Genomic DNA, 16,324 nt, shown 5'->3' with positions numbered 1-16,324 from the left:
TTGCACACCTTCCTTATGAATTAGGATAAAAGCCGTCAAAACCGAAGAACATGCTTCCGATCAGACCGGCGGCGATTAAAATGAGAGCAATGCTATACCACATTTTCCGATTCAATGGTTTCCCTCCTTACAACGCTGACATTCCATTTGAAATAGCGCAAAAAGATGCGGAATATCAGTTTCGAAAGATCAAATCCGGCCATAAACACCGCCATACCGGCTCCGAGGACAATACATCCGTTAAAGATGGCTGTTACAATCGGCACTTTTACGAGGAGAAAGAATGATCCGGTCATCAGCATAAGGCCGATCGCCATCAAACTTAACACCGTAACAGAGGCAAAAAGAAACGGCGTCAGCATAAACATGAAGTTGAACATGCCCATACCCAGCAGCAGGCCGAATGCCTTGAAAAAGGAGCGCCATGTCTTCTGCTCCTGGGCATTATTGATGAAAATATCCGCTTTTAGAGTGCGCGCAAGTGTTTTTGGATTACCTAAATTGCCGGCGATTTGTTCATCGCTTTTACCTTCAGCCCCGCCCATGTCAAATATTTCGCTGATATCCGCGAGTATCTCTTTTTGCTCAAATTCCGGCAGATCTTTGATTTCCCGCCGGAGATGTTTTAAATATTGGTCTTTACACATTCATTTTCCCTCCTTAATGATGCTGTTCACTTTTTCGGACAGGTCAAGCCATTCCGATTTTAATGTGTGATGATAAAAGGCGCCTTCTTCTGTTACTTTGTAATATTTGCGTGATGGGCCTTGATCTGAAGCCGCAGTATACGTTTTTAAATAGTTATTTTTTGTGAGTCTTCGTAATATGGGGTAGATGGTGCCCTCCGATACAGGGAACGTTTCACTGATGATCTTGATTAATTCATAACCATATAAATCTTCATAAAGAAGCAGGGATAACACACAAAGTTCCAACGCTCCTTTTCGTAATTGGCTACTCATTTACTATCATTCCCATCATATCTAATAATTGTATTCTCTATACAGTGTATTGCACAGTAGTTAATCAAGCAATAATTCCCAAGAACCATTTGGGGTGAGGAATTGAATCTTTATGCTTATGTGCGGGCGGGAACCGAGATATGCAGGCCTTGCGGGAAGAAGATCCTGAACAATGTTTACATTAATATAGATCAGGCTGTACGTCATTGACAAATGGCAAAAACCCCTTTTTCCATGACAAGGAAAGGGGGTTTTTCCGTTATTCGGCCATTTTTTCTAAATTGCCGTTCCGGTCCATTTTGAAGGACGGGGAGGCGTGTTCGTCTTCTTCAAATAAAACTAGTTTTCTGGCTCTGTTCATAATTTTAACCAAGGTTTCGTAGTCTTCCTGAATGGTTTTTTGGTCTTTTTCGAGCTTTTCGACGGCCGCTTCCAGCTGCTCGGTTTTAGACTGCAATTCTTGGTTTTCCCGTTTTAAACGGTCATTTTCCATTTGCAGGGCGGAAGTTTGCTTTCCGCTGCCTTCATAGTTCTGCAGAAATTGAATGACGTCTGCCATTGTGAGCTCCGCCTTTTGGCTCGGCTGCTGAGGCGCCAGCAAATGTGATAAACTAGCTAACTCTTCCTTGAAGCTTTCGTCGACATAAGGCATATGTTCGCCGGACATGACGGCTTGCCGGTCTTCTTTAGGCGCTTCTGCTTGAACCGTCTCTTCGGCTGCGGTTTCCTGCATGATATCCGCTTCCGGAGCAGGCGGCTGATATAATAGTTTCTTCTTGGCCGGCTGTCCGTTTCCGAGTGCGCGCATCCGCTGTTTCCGCTGTTTTTTGGCGAGCTGAAGCGCTTTTTCGTATTGATGGCGGACGACGGCATTCCATCTGAATCCGCACGCTGCCGACGTTCTGTTTAACTTATCGCCTACCTCTTCAAAGGCGTTCAGCTGCGTGCTTCCTTCCCGAACGTGACGGAGCACGGTTTCCGCAAGCAGCAGGTCGTTTTCCTCTGACCAGGCGTCCTGTCTTTGTTTTGTCAATGTTCTCAACCCCCAATATCTTTGATGGTATTAGAATGTCCAGATTGGAAAATATTTATACAAATTGGCTGAAAGAATGAGAGATACGCAGAGCCTTGCAGGATATGATGAATCCTTGTACAATGAGATGTGATGTGATTTTTTTCGTTTTTAAAATTAAGATTTAACATAGAGGAACATTGAATGAAGGGAAGCGTACATCATGGCTAATGAATTCCGAGTGTGTGATGATTGCCAAGCCACCAATATTAAGACATTGCTGCCGCGTTTAAAAGAAGCTGACCCGGATGCAAAAGTGGAGGTCGGCTGTCAGTCATATTGCGGGCCCGGACGCAAAAAATCGTTTGCTTTCGTAAACAACCGCCCGCTGTCGGCGCCGACTGAGGACGAGCTGATTGAGAAAGTGAAAAAGAAGATCAAAAAGTAAATGTGTGTTTTCGACAGCCTCGCCCGATGGGTCAGGCTTTTTTGCTTCAAAAAAATCAGTTTCGGAAAAAGTGGAACAAAACGCCGGACAAATTCAAGGATGTTTTCAAAAGACTGAGCCGATATAATAGAATCACGGCTAAAAAAAAGAGGGAATGACGATGGCGTATCCAAATGGAAAATTATCAGAAGAAAAAGTGTTTAAAGATCCCGTTCACCGCTATGTTCATGTGCGGGACAAGCTGATCTGGGATTTGATCGGCACCCGTGAATTTCAGCGGCTGCGCCGGATCAAACAGCTCGGTACAACGTATTTGACGTTTCACGGCGCGGAACACAGCCGTTTTAACCATTCTCTCGGCGTCTATGAGATTGTCAGAAGAATGGTTGACGATGTTTTTAAAGGGCGCCCTGAATGGGATGACAATGAACGCGAACTCTGTCTCAGCGCCGCGCTTTTGCACGATCTGGGACATGGGCCGTTTTCGCATTCCTTTGAAAAGGTTTTTCATCTGGATCATGAAGACTTTACGAGAGAAATCATTCTCGGCGATACCGAAGTGAATCAGGTTCTCAGAAAGGCGGGAACCCGATTTCCGCAGGATGTTGCAGAAGTCATTGCTAAAACATACAGAAACAAACAGGTGGTCAGCCTGATTTCGAGCCAGATTGACGCCGACCGGATGGATTATCTTCAGCGGGACGCGTACTATACGGGCGTCAGCTACGGACATTTTGATATGGAACGGATTTTAAGGGTGATGCGTCCGCGTGAGGACCAGATCGTCATTAAGCAAAGCGGCATGCACGCCGTCGAAGACTATATTATGAGCCGCTATCAAATGTATTGGCAGGTGTATTTTCATCCCGTGACGAGAAGCGCTGAAGTCATTTTGACGAAAATCCTCCACCGTGCGAAGCAGCTCCATGAAGAAGGGTATATCTTCACGCATGCTCCCGTTCATTTTTATTCCATCTTTGAAGGGAAGCTGACGCTTGAGGATTATCTGAAGCTTGATGAAGCCATCATTTTATATTATTTCCAGGCTTGGGAGGATGAAGAGGATCTGATTCTGTCCGACTTGTGCCGCCGCTTTATTAACCGCCAGCTGTTTCAGTATGCCGAATTTAACCCGAATGAGGAAATGTCGGCTTATTTTGAACTGACCGCTCTGTTTAAAGAGGCGGGAATTGATCCCAATTATTATTTGGTGGTCGATTCTTCATCGGATCTGCCGTATGATTTTTACCGTCCGGGTGAAGAGGAGGAGCGTCTGCCGATTCATCTGTTAACACAGAACGGCCAGATCAAAGAGCTGTCCAGGCAGTCCGCCATTGTCGAATCCATTTCGGGAAAACTGCGGACGGATCATAAGCTGTACTATCCGATGGACCTCATTTTTGACGATTCAGAAAACCCTGAAGCAAAATTAAAAATCCGGCAGCTGCTGGGACTGACATAAAAGGATTTTGGTAAAGAAGGAAAAGGAGATGTCGGGAATTTGTTGAAAGAACATGCAAAACTGATGAAGGTGTTCTCGGATTCTGGAGAAATCATCGGGCGGAAAAAGCTGCAGAAAATCATTTATATCGCGAAGAAAATGCAGTATCCTTTCTACGAAAAATATGATTTTCATTTTTACGGCCCATATTCCGAAGAACTGACGCTTCGAATTGAAGAACTGTGCAATCTTGGTTTTCTGGATGAGGTGAAGGAAAAAAAGGGCGGCTACTTTCAATACCGGTATTCGCTGACGGAGACGGGCGCTGAATTTTTACATCACGCGGAGCTGACGATGCCGGATATGAAGAAGTACATCGACAGCGTCAACAGCCGCTCATCCCGGTTTCTGGAGCTGGTGTCTACGATTTTGTATTTTGACGGCCTTGAAGCTGAGGAAAAGAAAGAGAAAGTGTTTACGATCAAGAGCAAGCAGAAATATACAGATGAAGAATATGATGAGGCGCTTCACTACATAGAAGAGCTGAAACACATTTGTTAAAGGCGATGGCTTTCGTCTTTTTTTATGTAAAAACCAGGCCGCAAAATGCGGGCCTGGTTTTGTTTATTGTCTCAATTTGCTGTGCTTGTACGAATATAAAAAGTAAACGATCACGCCGATGATCAGCCAGGCGGCAAAATAAAGCCACGTTTTCAGCGGCAGATTGACCATTAAAAACAAACAGCAGATAATGGCCAAAATCGGCAGTACGGGAACGAAAGGCACTTTAAATCCCCGAGGCAGATCTTTATGAGTGCGGCGCAGAATCAGCACGGACAGACTGACCATGGCGAATGTCAGCAATGCGCCGATGTTTGAGAGATCCGACAGCTCTTTCAGATCAACAAAACCCGCAATGCATGCACTGATCAGTCCGATCAGCCACGTATTAAAGATCGGCGCTCCCGATTTCTTTCCGACAATGGTAAAGACTTTCGGCAGCATTCCGTCTCTTGCCATCGCAAAAGATATACGGGTCGCCGCATACGTATGGGCGAGAACGACGGCCATCAGTCCGATCACCGCTCCGGCAGCGATCACGCCTGCCACCGCATTTTGTCCGACAGTCTGCAATACATAAGACATGGCTTCCGGCACATTAAGCTGTGTATACGGAACCATCCCCGTCATGACGAGACAGACAATGACGTATACTAATGTACAGATCACCAGTGAACCGATAATGCCGATCGGCAGGTTGCGCTGCGGTTTTTTGACCTCTTCAGCCGAAGCGGAAATCGCGTCAAACCCGAGAAACGCAAAAAAGACAGCAGAAGCCCCTGTGATGACGCCTTTCATTCCAAAAGGCATAAAAGGATGCCAATTGCCCGGCTTCACAAAAAAGCTGCCTGTGATGATAAACAGCAAAACAATTCCGATTTTTACGAGAACCATTATATTATTAAATGTTTTGCTCTCTTTGGAGCCGCGTGACAGAACGACCGCAATTAATAGAGTAATGATGATGGCAGGAAGGTTGACGATGCCCCCCTGGCTCGGCACGTGCAGCAGACTGTCCGGCAAAGGCATGCCGATTTCGGCTAACAGATTATTGAAATAACTTGACCAGCCGCTTGCGACCGCGGATGCCGTCACCATATAAACGGATAAGAGCGTCCAGCCCATTAAATGCCCGATAATTTCTCCCATCGTCGTATAAGAGTAAATATAAGCACTTCCGTAAACCGGGAGAACAGAAGCGATTTCGGCGTAACATAATGCTGCAAGGCTGCAGACAACGGCTGCAATGATAAAAGAAAAGATAACGGAAGGCCCGGCGTTTTTCGCGGCCGTAATGCCTGTAAGGACCATGACACCCGTCCCGATGACGGCGCCGATGCCCAGTAATGTTAAATCAAATCCACCCATCGTTTTGGCAGTCTGCCTGTTTCTGCTTTGTTCAAGCAGCTGGGTGATGTCTTTTTTTTGTAGGATATTCCGCAACACGCATCCCTCCATCCGAAAGCAAAAACCAAGAGGAGCTCTTTGGCTTTTACCCGTGTCACATCTTCTGTGTAATCAACAATCCTGTGTTCTGTTTCCCTGTCTGTTTCGATTCTTTTCTTTTCCAATCATATTGTCTGCCGCATCCGATCAGATCAGCCGCCTTTATGATTTTACCTGAATCGTCTCTATAAAACCAGCATTGCATAAAAGGATATGGTAAAAAAGAGGGAGACAAAAGTCTGTACAGGGCAGGATAAAAGTTGCGGGCATTCCGGCCGGAATTTTGACTTTCTCCGTAAGGTATCAGTAAAATGTAATAAAAAACTAACAAATGATGATGGATGCATCTTGAAATGGGGAGTTTCTGCATGAAGCACGATAACTTGCAAGCAAATGTACTGGATTACGCTCTTACAAAGTATTTAAAGAGCACGAAAAAGCTTGATGAGGCGACAATTCCGAAGAGTATCAACAATATCAGAGGATTTATTCTGAGGATTATTTACCGGCACGGCACGTGCACGATTAAAGATATATTGCAGGAGGTCACATTATCACCTTCTGCCACGACAACCGCTCTCAATCATTTAGAAAAAGAAGGGTTCGTGGAAAGGTCGAGAAACAACGAAGACCGCCGCACGGTATGGATGACGCTTTCCGAATCGGGAAAAATGGCTGCCATGCAAATGATTGAAAACCGGCAGCTGCTGATTGACGAACTGTTCGAAGCATTGACAGAGGAAGAAAAGAAAATCTTTTTCAGCCTGGTTGAAAAGGTTGTGAAATAAGCCGGCCTGCCTGCGGCAGCGCCGGCCTTTATCAAGGATTACTCCGTATCGCTGATCCGTTTGCCGGCGACGGCGTAATGATCCTTTCTCATTTCTTCAATCATGACAATGATCTTTTCTTCGGCTGCGCCTGTCGTTTCTTTGACGGCTTCTGTTACTTTTTCAACCAGATTCCGTTTTTGTTCATCTGTGCGGCCTTCAAGCATTTTAACGGTTACGAGCGGCATGGTGCTGATCCTCCTTTATCGTTTCCTCTCTTTGGAAGAGAGATCACTTATAGTATACTGAATGAAGGACAATCTTGCATTTTTAAAAAAAGGGGATTTTTACATTTGGACAGATTTTTATATTATCCGCTGGAGCTTATGCCCTATGTCGTAATTACGCTGATCGTGGCATTTACGATGCATGAACTGGCGCACGCGTATGTCGCGTATCGGTTCGGTGATGATACAGCGGCCAGACAGGGAAGATTAACGCTCAATCCGATTAAACATCTTGATGTTTTCGGAACCATTCTTATTTTGGTCGCGGGTTTCGGCTGGGCCCGTCCGGTGCCGGTGAACCGCCGCGCCTTTAAAAGACCGCGGCTGGCCGGGGTGCTGGTTTCCGTCGCGGGGCCTGTAAGCAACCTGCTTCTTGCCTTTATCGGTTTCTTTTTGCTAGTGTTGATGCATGCTTACGGAATGGAGCTGCTTTCGGCATTCAGCATGGGGCTTGACCGCTTTTTCTCTATTTGGATTCAGCTGAATCTCGCGCTTTGTTTATTCAACCTGCTGCCGCTTCCTCCGCTTGACGGCTACCGGATGATTGAGGATCTCGTGCCGCCGCGGGTGCGCGCGAAAATGACTCAATTTGAGAGCTACGGGATCATCGTGTTTCTCGTGCTGTTTGTGACACCGGTCGGCTCCTATGTCGTGTGGCCGCTGTTAAACGAGGGAAGAGACTGGATTCTCAAGGTTTTTGCCATTATATTTCAACCGCTTTTGTAGGAGGGTATTTTCATGGAAGAAAAAAAGAAAAAAACAATCGGATTTAATATCATTAAAAGTGATCCGACCGACGGACATGGCGGTTTCGGCGCCGGATCGCTGAGCCTTGACAATATTTCTCCGGTATTTGTCGATGTGGAAGAGAAGGAAGCCTTCGTCGATATCGGCGCCATGCACGCCCGCAGTGTCGTGGAAAAAGGGATCAAATTCCTGCCGAACAAGGATGAAGTGCCGAACGGAAAACCGTACTGGCTCGTGTGGGTCACCATTGACAGAAAAGAAGAAGGCCCTTATTACGCGGGTGTGACGGCTTGTGAAATGACAGTGGACAGAAGTATCCGCAGAGGCTATAAGTCATTGCCGGAGCATGTGAATTTAATGGATAAATCAATGAAGCGCCGCATTATCGTGGATAAAATGGATGACAGCTCAAAGCAGGTGCTTGCTGAATTTCTTCAGAAGCATGATCAAGGGCTCTGGGAACGATCATCTGATGAATTGAAGACGGGTCTGCTTCCGGAAGAAAAATAATTTGTGAACTTTTTGTGAACTTTATAAATATTTGCACTATTTTACATTTTTACTGAGTAAACTGTTGATACAGAATCAGGACATGGAAAGTCCCGAGCCGAACCAAGACTCGGGGTTTTTCATGTTTAGCGGAGGTTTCATCATGTTCACCGCATTTGCAATCGGGCCTTGGGTCATTGAAGCAGATGCGGCGGAAACGAGAAAACAATATGAAAAATCATGGGCTGACCCTTGCGATTGCGGGAGCTGCCGGAACTTTTCCGAGGCGATGAATCTCCTTCCCGCCGAGAAAACAAGGCTGTTTACGCAGTTTGGGATTCGTCCGGCTGTCTGTCACGACTTGGGGGAGCATGGAAAGGAAAACGGCCTGCATCATTATGCGGGCAGTTATCCGATTGTCGGCAGGCTTAGGGAAGGCTGGCCGAAGTTTCATATTGAGAGAGCGGGAGATATCCGCTTTTCATTTTCTTTGCCGAGTACAACATTTTTTATACCGAAGGATTTTCCCGATCCTATTATTCATCTCGACTTTTCACTTTTGCTCCCGTGGGTGCTTGAGGAAGAAGCGGAGTAAAGCCCGGCGCACGATGCACCGGGCTTAGTCTTTTTTGCCGAGCCACTTATCCCACCACTTTCTGCGCGGAGGTTCCTTGCGGGCGGGAGCGTGTTCCTTTTCTTTTTTAGACGGTTCCGGTCCGTAGCACACATCGGCTGGCTCTGTGCCTGCGATGAAATACGTATAATGCTTTGCGGCGCATCCGGGTCCGGAAGTGTAGCCGGATGCGGGATCGATATAGACGCCCGTGACGCCCTTCGGCGGTTTAAGCGCTATTTCCGGTTCTCCTTTAAGCGCCTTCTCCATAAAGTCCGCCCAAATCGTCTTCGCATAGCTTTTTTCCTCTACGGAATCAATCGTGCTGCTTTTGTCATAGCCTGTCCAAACACCGGCAGCAAGAGCGGGATTAAAGCCGATCATCCAGCTGTCCGCACTCGTGGTGCCTGATTTCCCGCCGTACGTCCGGGTCAGCCTGTCTGAAATGGTGCGTCCTGTGACGGAAGTATAGCCGTTTAAATCCTGATCAAACATGCCCGTCATCATGCTCGCCGTCACAAATGCGGCTTTTTTATCGAGCGCCTGCTGATGTCTGTGCGGCTGTTCATACAAGACATTGCCGGCAGTATCCGTCACTTTTGTGATAAAGGAGGGAGTGATTTGTTTCCCCCCGTTTGCGAGCATCGCGTAGGCATTGACCATTTCAATCGGGCGCACGGGTTCAGTTCCGAGCGCCAGAGACGGAAGGGGCTTTAAATGTTCGCTGATGCCGAATTCCTTTGCCGCCGACACGAGCTTATTCGTGCCGAGAAAGAGATGGGTCTTCACGGCATAGATGTTGTCTGATAACGCAAGCGCCTGAAGCAGCGTAATCGGTTTATTGGCGTAGTAGCCGTTGTAATTGCTTGGAGAATAAGTATCTCCGTTATCGTCAATCTGAAACTCTGTTTCTTCGCTTTTCATCAGCGTGACCGGAGTAAAGCCGCTTTGAATCGCTTTGTAGTATAAAAGCGGCTTGATCGTGGAAGCCGGCTGGCGTTTCGCCTGTGTCGCCCGGTCAAACGGGCTTTTTTCGTAATCACGTCCGCCGATCAGCGCAAGCACGCGCCCTGTTGCCGGATCAATCGCGGAAAAGCCGACCTGAATGTCAGAGCCGGTACGGATCGTATGTGCCACAGTGTTTTCTGCGATCCGCTGCATGCGCTTATCAAGCGTTGTATAAACACGCAGCCCGCTCGTTGTCAGCTGTTCGCGCGTCATCCCGAGCTTTTTCTCGAGTTCTTTCATCGCATCATCGTAAAAATAAGGCGCCGTTTTCGCCGCGGTTCTGTTTTTCAGCGGCTGATAGGCAAGCGGTGTTTTCTTGAGTTTTTCCGACTTTTCTTTTGAGATCATTTTCTGTTCGGTCATCAATCGGAGAATGGTTTCCTGGCGCTGCTTGGCCTTCTTTTCACTGACATAAGGCGAATAGCCGGACGGGCCTTTCGGTATGCCTGCCAGAAGCACGGCTTCCGCATCGTTCAGATCTTTGGCGTGTTTGCCGAAATACAGGCGGGAGGCGGCTTCAATTCCATATGCGCCGTGGCCGTAATATATCGTATTTACATAACCTTCTAAAATCTCGTTTTTAGAATAGTTCTGTTCAAGGCGGATCGTATAAAATGCTTCATTCCATTTTCGCTTCCATGTCTTATCGTGCTCAAGATAGAGGTTTCTTGCGTATTGCTGGGTGATGGTGCTGGCGCCCTGAACCTTGGCCATTGCTTTAATATCAGCAAGCGCGGCAGCGGCCATCCGCCGGTAATCAAATCCGTGGTGGGTGTAAAAGTTTTGATCCTCTACCGCAATGGCGGCCTGCACCGCCATCGGATTAATATCTTTTAACCGGACCCAGTAGCGTTTTTCACCGAAATCGGTCTCTCCCAGCTTTGAGCCGTCATTTGCATAAAGAATCGTAGACTGAGGGACCCGGACGGAGGGGGCGCCCTGCCATTTCGCTGCAAGAAGAACGGATGTGAAGCAGACGCCGGCCAGCATTCCGCCGATCAGCGTCAGAAAGATGCAGGCGCGGATGATTTTGAGCGTGATTCTAAGCTGTTTTCCAGATACTTTATCCACTTTTGGGAACCCCCTTTTTCATGATTCTATTATTATGTGAAAAAAGGGGGTTTTTTAAACATATCAAACCGGACACTTCTTTACTTTTTCCCCTCCATCCTCTATACTTTTTCCTTAGGTGAAAATGAGATTTTAACCGGAATAAAAGCGAAACAGACGCTTACAATAAATGAAATAAGCCTTGAAAGGGAGATGACAATTGAGCGAGCTTTGGTATACGGAGAAGCAGACGAAAAATTTCGGCATTACATTAAAGGTGAAACAAACATTACATACTGAACAGACTGAATTTCAGCATCTGGAAATGGTAGAGACAGAAGAATTCGGAAACATGCTGTTCTTAGACGGAATGGTCATGACTTCTGAAAAAGACGAATTCGTTTATCATGAAATGGTTGCGCACGTACCGTTATTTACGCACCCGAATCCGGAAAACGTCCTCGTTGTGGGCGGCGGAGACGGCGGTGTCATCAGAGAGATTCTGAAGCACCCAAGCGTAAAAAAAGCGACGCTTGTCGACATTGACGGCAAGGTCATTGAATACTCTAAAAAATTTCTTCCGTCCATTGCGGGCAAACTTGATGACCCGCGTGTCGACGTAAGAGTCGATGACGGCTTCATGCACATTGCAAAATCAGAAAATGAGTATGACGTCATCATGGTTGATTCAACAGAGCCAGTCGGACCGGCCGTCAATCTGTTCTCAAAAGGCTTCTATGCCGGAATTTCCAAGGCGTTAAAAGAAGACGGCATCTTCGTCGCGCAGACGGACAACCCGTGGTTTACGCCGGAACTGATTACAAACGTGCAGCGTGACGTGAAAGAAATCTTCCCGATCACCCGCCTGTATACGGCCAATATCCCGACGTACCCAAGCGGTCTGTGGACATTTACGATCGGTTCTAAAAAGTACGATCCGCTTGAGGTCGAGGACAGCCGTTTCTTCGATATCGACACGAAGTATTACACGAAAGAGCTTCACAAAGCGGCATTTGTTCTTCCGAAATTTGTGAGCGACTTAATCAAATAAAAATGTATGGCGCAGGAGCGAATCTTGCGCTTTTTTACAGGAAAGCGAGGGTTTTATCATGAGATTTGATGAAGCTTATTCAGGAAAAGTATTTATCGCAAGCCGTCCCGACTGGAAAGAGGCGGACGCCATCCTTTACGGCATGCCGATGGATTGGACGGTCAGCTACCGCCCGGGCTCACGCTTCGGCCCAAACAGAATTCGCGAGGTGTCTATCGGTCTTGAAGAATACAGTCCGTATCTCGACCGTGATCTGGCTGATTTGAATTTCTTTGACGCCGGCGACATTCCGCTTCCGTTCGGCAATCCGCAAAGAAGCCTTGATATGATTGAGGAATACGTGGACAGCATTTTAGAAAAAGGAAAGTTCCCGCTCGGCATGGGAGGGGAGCACCTTGTGTCATGGCCTGTCATGAAAGCCATGTATAAAAAGTTTCCGGACCTTGCCATCATTCATTTTGACGCGCACACCGACCTGCGCACGGATTATGAAGGCGAACCGCTTTCCCACTCTACTCCGATCCGCAAAGCGGCGGAGCTCATCGGGCCGCAGAACGTATTTTCATTCGGCATCCGTTCCGGAATGAAGGAAGAATTTGAATGGGCGAAAGAAAACGGCATGCACATTTCTAAGTTTGAAGTGCTTGAGCCGCTGAAAAAAGTGCTGCCGCAGCTCGCGGGACGTCCTGTTTACGTCACCATTGATATTGACGTTCTTGACCCCGCTCATGCGCCGGGAACGGGCACGGTTGACGCAGGAGGCATCACGTCTAAGGAATTGCTCGCCTCCATCCATGAAATCGCGCGCTCAGAAGTCAACGTAAAAGGCGCTGACCTCGTAGAAGTCGCACCGGTCTATGACCACTCAGAACAAACCGCAAACACGGCAAGCAAGATGATCCGTGAAATGCTGCTTGGGTTTGTGAAGTAGAAAGAATTTCCCCCGCTTGAAACATGGCGGGGGATTTTTTTCTATTGTATATAAACTACTCAGAAGCTAGTAAAGCAATGTATTATTTTCCCTTTAATAAAGGTGTATTTTTTGTTTTTTAAATTAGTTGTTTATACAAAAAAACGGCTTGCAGTTTAACGCTGCAAGCCTAAAAGTAATAATCATTTAAATCATAGCTCTTTGTGCTACTTCGAATTGGTGTGAAGGTGTATTCGTTATATCTGCTGTTATAAAAACTGAGGTTACAGCTAAGCAAGCGAGTAAGACCTTATACTTCAGCTTCATAAAAAGTTACCCCCCCTTGAATATGCTGTCTTGCTTCTTCAACTTTTAAAAAGTATGTTGAAGCTTTTTTGTAATCTTCAAGTTTGTGATAATATTTAGCTGCATCAAGAGCAAAATCTTCTATATCAGCATACATCATCTTACTTTCCAAAAAGTCAAAACTTTGTTTCATGGCATCCTCATCAGGTCCGTTTATATAAAGAGATTTTAAAAATTCAAACTCATGCAAATAAACAGAATCTCCTGACTCTTCAGAACAAATTACGCCTCTTTTATGATACTCGAGCGCTTTGTCGTATCTTTCCAATTTATAATGAATCTGTGTAATTAAAAAATATGCTTGGGGGAGAGAAGGGGTCATTTTAGCACTTTCAAAAACATCAATTGCTTTTTCAACATAAGTTATAGCTGCTTCATAGTCGTTCAGGCTTTGTTTGCAAAGTGCGATATTATACAGTGTCCGGCCCATTAATTGAGGCTGTTTTTCTGTTTCTGCTAAAGAAAAAGCCTTTTGAAAGTGAGTAATTGCCCGATCATATTGTTTTAAATCCAGGAAATTTGCTCCGAATAAGGATTGGCATTGAATGAGCCTGATATCGTATGAAGACTGAGCTTTATATATTTCATATGCCTGCCTTGCGTAATCGGTAGATACATACGTTTGTTTCAAATAGTAGTAAACTTCAGACATCTTGAAAAAGTACTCGGCTTTATCAATAGTATCCTTAATAAATGAGAGTTTCGTCTCAGCTTTTTTAAAAAACTTGATAGCTGACAGATATTCCCTCTGATCCAGCTCATACATCCCCCGGAAAAAATTAAAATAATAATCAAGGCGTCCGGTCAGCCGGGCCTGCTTTTTATCAATATCCGCGAGCAGATCCGATAGTCTCGGCTGTTCTTCTATCCGCTGCGATTCCAGCGGTTCGAGGTATTCGAGCATCAGATTGTGACGGAATTCCATGAGAGAATAGTACAGATGAAGATCCTGGTCATCTTCCAGGCTTGCAAGCTCTTCTTTGATTTCTCTCCGCAAGTACTCGGCGTCAGGGATGCTGAACCTTCGAATATACATATACCATTCGTTGATTTTTTCTCCAACCGCTGAAGACGATACAACACTCGCCACTATTCCGAATCCCTCCCTTCCACGTTATGTATATGACATATTTTATCATTTTCATTCGGAAGGATAACGCAAAAATACCGCAATGTTTTCTTTCGTTAAAACCGCATGTCTGCGGATATCATTTCAAAAATCCGCTATGATCCCCGACAATTTGTACAAGCAAACAAATACACCTTCCCATATTCTGTTGTATCTGCGCGAGCAGTGTATGTCTGAAAAGGAAGTGAAGATATGAGAAATAACAAGCTTTCCTTTAAAGAAAAAGCAGGAGCCGCACAAGAAGAATGTTTATGTTTTTGCGAGGAAGAAGCAAGCCGTGAAGTGATGTTTCAAGCGCCGATTGAATTGCCTGAGGGGTTTGTCGTTGATCCGGCTGAAGCTGTTGCAAACGTGACGTGGAACGCAGACAGCCTTTCTTGTGTCATTGAACGCTGTTTCATTGAGACGGGGCTTGAGCCTGATGAAATCGGTATTCAATTCGCAGTGCGCCTGCAGGGAACTGTTACGCTTCTCGTCAGTGTCTCACCAGTGCGAAATCAATATGGACAAGGGGACGGGTCTGTTTCTGTCATCCGCAATACAGAGATTGACCAAGTTGTCTATTATTCTGATGAACCCGATGATTGCCCGGATGTCAGTGACATTACGATCGAGAACCTTGTTGTCGTTCCGCCATTCTATGGCAGTCCTTTATCGGTGACGGGCACGATTGTGCTTGTGCCGGAACCGGATCAGCGATCTTACGTGTTTACTGTAAACACTGGAGACAGCACGGTTTCTGTCATTGATGCTGACGTGAATACTCTTGTAAGTACCATTTCTTTATCTGATATCCCGACTGATTTGGGTGTTACCTTGGATAAAGCGTATACGTATGTTCTCCATAGGAATGCGAATCTTGTATCGATCATTAACAACGAAACACTAACGGTTACACAAACCATCCCTCTTGCAGGAGCCCCAAGAAAAATCCAGTTTGAAACTGGGGGAGAATTTGCTTATATTCTCGCAGGGGACAGCTCCGTTTATGAAATTAATATTTCCTCGCAAACCATTACCAATACGTTCACGGTGTCACCCGCTGCGGACGATTTTGCCCTAGACCCTAACGGACAGTTTTTCTATACGACCAACTCTGTAATTTGGGTCGTTAATAAATATGACTTAAACACCGGACAGCTGATCGAAAGTTTAAGTAACTTTGAAACACCAAATTTAATTGTCACCCCGATAATAGGGGATTTTGCTTATTTGGAAAATGGTGAGCTAGGGCCGAATGCCGTTTCTGTGATAGATTTGACAACATTTAGCGAATCTTCACGAATTAACAGACTGTTTGACGGTTTAATTACAATTGTTTTTTCTGCTGACGGGACTCGTGCGTTTTTCCTTGAGCCCTATTTTGAGGCATTCCCGGAGAATCTCACTGTCGTAGATACAGCGCAGCATACTTTTATAACAACTGCCTCTCTCCCCGGCGTCTCTGATCTCGTCGTAACACCTGATAATCAGTACATTTATGGAGCACAGCCCGACGACAATACCGTGACCGTGTACCGCACGAGCGATTATACAGCTGTGACGGTGATCCCGGTTGGCACGGGTCCGTCTGCGATTGCAATGTAGCTTATTTCTCAGGTTGAGAGAAGCAGAGCTGCGATAAGACAATCGTTTATAAATAAATGAGCCGATCTGCTGGATGGCAGCCAGAATGATCAAAAACAGCAGTTCACTTATGGTGAATCTGAGCATCCGCTAGACCCCGGCTCCTGTCAGCGCTCCCGCAAGTACGTCGGCATAAAATACAAAATCAGTAACACCGCGAGTCCCATTAATACGGCAAGGGGCGTGTGAAAGCGGAAAGGAACGGCCTTGACGATTTCAAACACGCAGCGCTTTGACATCGTTGGCATAGCTGCTGCACAATCTATTTTGCCGGAAGTCGCAGCAGCTTTGATGAGACTGTGTGAGTTTCTGAAAAGCTGCTGTCATGTTTTTCACGCGGATTGGGTGACATAGTGATATGATTTTCTCTTCTTATAAGGAACCGCTTTTTATGAGGTTTATCTTCAAATC

18 protein-coding genes and 1 pseudogene are annotated in these 16,324 nt (G+C 46.0%); 10 read left to right on the top strand and 9 right to left on the bottom strand.

Annotated elements, in window-relative coordinates; genetic code table 11:
• Window positions 1-92 precede the first annotated feature (92 nt).
• The 3 genes from ABDB98_RS17835 to ABDB98_RS17825 all read right to left on the bottom strand — a co-directional run bounded on the left by ABDB98_RS17835 (window position 93) and on the right by ABDB98_RS17825 (window position 1,995).
• Window positions 93-647 (bottom strand): HAAS signaling domain-containing protein, encoded by a 555-nt coding sequence (locus ABDB98_RS17835; RefSeq protein WP_438420854.1) that lies wholly within the window; start codon window positions 645-647, stop codon window positions 93-95.
• On the bottom strand, window positions 648-962 hold the full coding sequence (locus ABDB98_RS17830) for a PadR family transcriptional regulator (protein WP_012118696.1): 315 nt from the start codon (window positions 960-962) through the stop codon (window positions 648-650).
• Window positions 963-1,221: 259 nt separating this feature from the next.
• Entirely contained in the window at window positions 1,222-1,995 is a 774-nt protein-coding gene (locus ABDB98_RS17825) for an RsfA family transcriptional regulator (protein WP_438420852.1), read from the bottom strand.
• Window positions 1,996-2,197: 202 nt separating this feature from the next.
• Here ABDB98_RS17825 and ABDB98_RS17820 point away from each other — a divergent pair, with 202 nt between their 5' ends.
• The 3 genes from ABDB98_RS17820 (at window position 2,198) to ABDB98_RS17810 (ending at window position 4,424) form a co-directional block, all read left to right on the top strand.
• Complete coding sequence (locus tag ABDB98_RS17820; RefSeq protein WP_003151034.1) at window positions 2,198-2,422, top strand: DUF1450 domain-containing protein; 225 nt, start codon at window positions 2,198-2,200, stop codon at window positions 2,420-2,422.
• Between the two features lie 160 nt (window positions 2,423-2,582).
• A complete protein-coding gene (locus ABDB98_RS17815) occupies window positions 2,583-3,884 on the top strand; it encodes an HD domain-containing protein (protein WP_438420851.1) in 1,302 nt (433 codons plus the stop codon).
• Window positions 3,885-3,923: 39 nt separating this feature from the next.
• A complete protein-coding gene (locus ABDB98_RS17810) occupies window positions 3,924-4,424 on the top strand; it encodes a YwgA family protein (protein ID WP_007407653.1) in 501 nt (166 codons plus the stop codon).
• 63 nt (window positions 4,425-4,487) lie between these two features.
• Here ABDB98_RS17810 and ABDB98_RS17805 read toward each other — a convergent pair whose 3' ends face one another.
• The gene (locus tag ABDB98_RS17805; RefSeq protein ID WP_049627592.1) at window positions 4,488-5,867 is read right to left on the bottom strand and encodes an amino acid permease; all 1,380 of its coding nucleotides are present in this window, start codon (window positions 5,865-5,867) and stop codon (window positions 4,488-4,490) included.
• Window positions 5,868-6,238: 371 nt separating this feature from the next.
• Here ABDB98_RS17805 and ABDB98_RS17800 point away from each other — a divergent pair, with 371 nt between their 5' ends.
• Window positions 6,239-6,658 carry a MarR family transcriptional regulator gene (locus ABDB98_RS17800; protein WP_003151040.1) on the top strand — a complete coding sequence of 140 codons (420 nt, stop codon included), beginning with the start codon at window positions 6,239-6,241 and terminating at the stop codon, window positions 6,656-6,658.
• A gap of 38 nt (window positions 6,659-6,696) precedes the next feature.
• Here ABDB98_RS17800 and ABDB98_RS17795 read toward each other — a convergent pair whose 3' ends face one another.
• Complete coding sequence (locus ABDB98_RS17795; RefSeq protein WP_003151042.1) at window positions 6,697-6,885, bottom strand: 2-hydroxymuconate tautomerase; 189 nt, start codon at window positions 6,883-6,885, stop codon at window positions 6,697-6,699.
• A 105-nt stretch (window positions 6,886-6,990) separates the two neighbouring features.
• On the opposite strand from ABDB98_RS17795, the gene ABDB98_RS17790 reads away from it, so the two are divergent.
• The 3 genes from ABDB98_RS17790 (at window position 6,991) to ABDB98_RS17780 (ending at window position 8,755) form a co-directional block, all read left to right on the top strand.
• On the top strand, window positions 6,991-7,650 hold the full coding sequence (locus ABDB98_RS17790; RefSeq protein ID WP_438420850.1) for a site-2 protease family protein: 660 nt from the start codon (window positions 6,991-6,993) through the stop codon (window positions 7,648-7,650).
• Window positions 7,651-7,662: 12 nt separating this feature from the next.
• Window positions 7,663-8,181: a YwhD family protein gene (locus ABDB98_RS17785; protein WP_438420849.1), complete on the top strand. Its 519-nt coding sequence runs from the start codon at window positions 7,663-7,665 to the stop codon at window positions 8,179-8,181.
• A gap of 142 nt (window positions 8,182-8,323) precedes the next feature.
• The gene (locus tag ABDB98_RS17780; RefSeq protein ID WP_438420848.1) at window positions 8,324-8,755 is read left to right on the top strand and encodes a hypothetical protein; all 432 of its coding nucleotides are present in this window, start codon (window positions 8,324-8,326) and stop codon (window positions 8,753-8,755) included.
• A 24-nt stretch (window positions 8,756-8,779) separates the two neighbouring features.
• Here ABDB98_RS17780 and ABDB98_RS17775 read toward each other — a convergent pair whose 3' ends face one another.
• Complete coding sequence (locus ABDB98_RS17775) at window positions 8,780-10,852, bottom strand: transglycosylase domain-containing protein (protein ID WP_438420847.1); 2,073 nt, start codon at window positions 10,850-10,852, stop codon at window positions 8,780-8,782.
• Between the two features lie 199 nt (window positions 10,853-11,051).
• Between ABDB98_RS17775 and speE the strand changes: the two genes are divergently transcribed.
• A complete protein-coding gene (gene speE / locus ABDB98_RS17770; protein WP_003151052.1) occupies window positions 11,052-11,882 on the top strand; it encodes a spermidine synthase in 831 nt (276 codons plus the stop codon).
• 58 nt (window positions 11,883-11,940) lie between these two features.
• Window positions 11,941-12,813 carry an agmatinase gene (gene speB / locus ABDB98_RS17765; protein ID WP_099743984.1) on the top strand — a complete coding sequence of 291 codons (873 nt, stop codon included), beginning with the start codon at window positions 11,941-11,943 and terminating at the stop codon, window positions 12,811-12,813.
• A 186-nt stretch (window positions 12,814-12,999) separates the two neighbouring features.
• Here speB and ABDB98_RS17760 read toward each other — a convergent pair whose 3' ends face one another.
• Window positions 13,000-13,119, bottom strand: a complete 120-nt coding sequence (locus ABDB98_RS17760) for a PhrC/PhrF family phosphatase-inhibitory pheromone (protein WP_076982772.1) — start codon at window positions 13,117-13,119, stop codon at window positions 13,000-13,002.
• A complete protein-coding gene (locus ABDB98_RS17755; protein ID WP_438420846.1) occupies window positions 13,103-14,248 on the bottom strand; it encodes a tetratricopeptide repeat protein in 1,146 nt (381 codons plus the stop codon). The genes ABDB98_RS17760 and ABDB98_RS17755 overlap by 17 nt, the downstream gene beginning before the upstream one ends.
• Before the next feature lie 231 nt (window positions 14,249-14,479).
• Here ABDB98_RS17755 and ABDB98_RS17750 point away from each other — a divergent pair, with 231 nt between their 5' ends.
• Window positions 14,480-15,874, top strand: a complete 1,395-nt coding sequence (locus tag ABDB98_RS17750) for a YncE family protein (RefSeq protein WP_438420845.1) — start codon at window positions 14,480-14,482, stop codon at window positions 15,872-15,874.
• Between the two features lie 9 nt (window positions 15,875-15,883).
• On the opposite strand, the pseudogene ABDB98_RS17745 reads toward ABDB98_RS17750, so the two are convergent.
• Window positions 15,884-16,269: pseudogene (locus tag ABDB98_RS17745) on the bottom strand (bacteriocin biosynthesis protein AlbG); the annotation flags it as partial.
• Between the last annotated feature and the right edge of the window lie 55 nt (window positions 16,270-16,324).

It is taken from the genome of Bacillus siamensis, from assembly GCF_051628075.1.
GTDB lineage: Bacteria > Bacillota > Bacilli > Bacillales > Bacillaceae > Bacillus > Bacillus siamensis.
The sequence above is the reverse complement of the archived record's forward strand: the minus strand, read 5'-3'. Positions and strand labels throughout refer to the sequence as shown.

Bases quoted from the DNA above. Each gene is read 5' to 3' on its own strand.
- ABDB98_RS17835 (WP_438420854.1), bottom strand. From the start codon at position 647: ATGTGTAAAGACCAATATTTAAAACATCTCCGGCGGGAAATCAAAGAT.
- ABDB98_RS17830 (WP_012118696.1), bottom strand. From the start codon at position 962: ATGAGTAGCCAATTACGAAAAGGAGCGTTGGAACTTTGTGTGTTATCC.
- ABDB98_RS17820 (WP_003151034.1), top strand. From the start codon at position 2,198: ATGGCTAATGAATTCCGAGTGTGTGATGATTGCCAAGCCACCAATATT.
- ABDB98_RS17815 (WP_438420851.1), top strand. From the start codon at position 2,583: ATGGCGTATCCAAATGGAAAATTATCAGAAGAAAAAGTGTTTAAAGAT.
- ABDB98_RS17800 (WP_003151040.1), top strand. From the start codon at position 6,239: ATGAAGCACGATAACTTGCAAGCAAATGTACTGGATTACGCTCTTACA.
- ABDB98_RS17795 (WP_003151042.1), bottom strand. From the start codon at position 6,885: ATGCCGCTCGTAACCGTTAAAATGCTTGAAGGCCGCACAGATGAACAA.
- ABDB98_RS17785 (WP_438420849.1), top strand. From the start codon at position 7,663: ATGGAAGAAAAAAAGAAAAAAACAATCGGATTTAATATCATTAAAAGT.
- ABDB98_RS17780 (WP_438420848.1), top strand. From the start codon at position 8,324: ATGTTCACCGCATTTGCAATCGGGCCTTGGGTCATTGAAGCAGATGCG.
- speB (WP_099743984.1), top strand. From the start codon at position 11,941: ATGAGATTTGATGAAGCTTATTCAGGAAAAGTATTTATCGCAAGCCGT.
- ABDB98_RS17760 (WP_076982772.1), bottom strand. From the start codon at position 13,119: ATGAAGCTGAAGTATAAGGTCTTACTCGCTTGCTTAGCTGTAACCTCA.
- ABDB98_RS17750 (WP_438420845.1), top strand. From the start codon at position 14,480: ATGAGAAATAACAAGCTTTCCTTTAAAGAAAAAGCAGGAGCCGCACAA.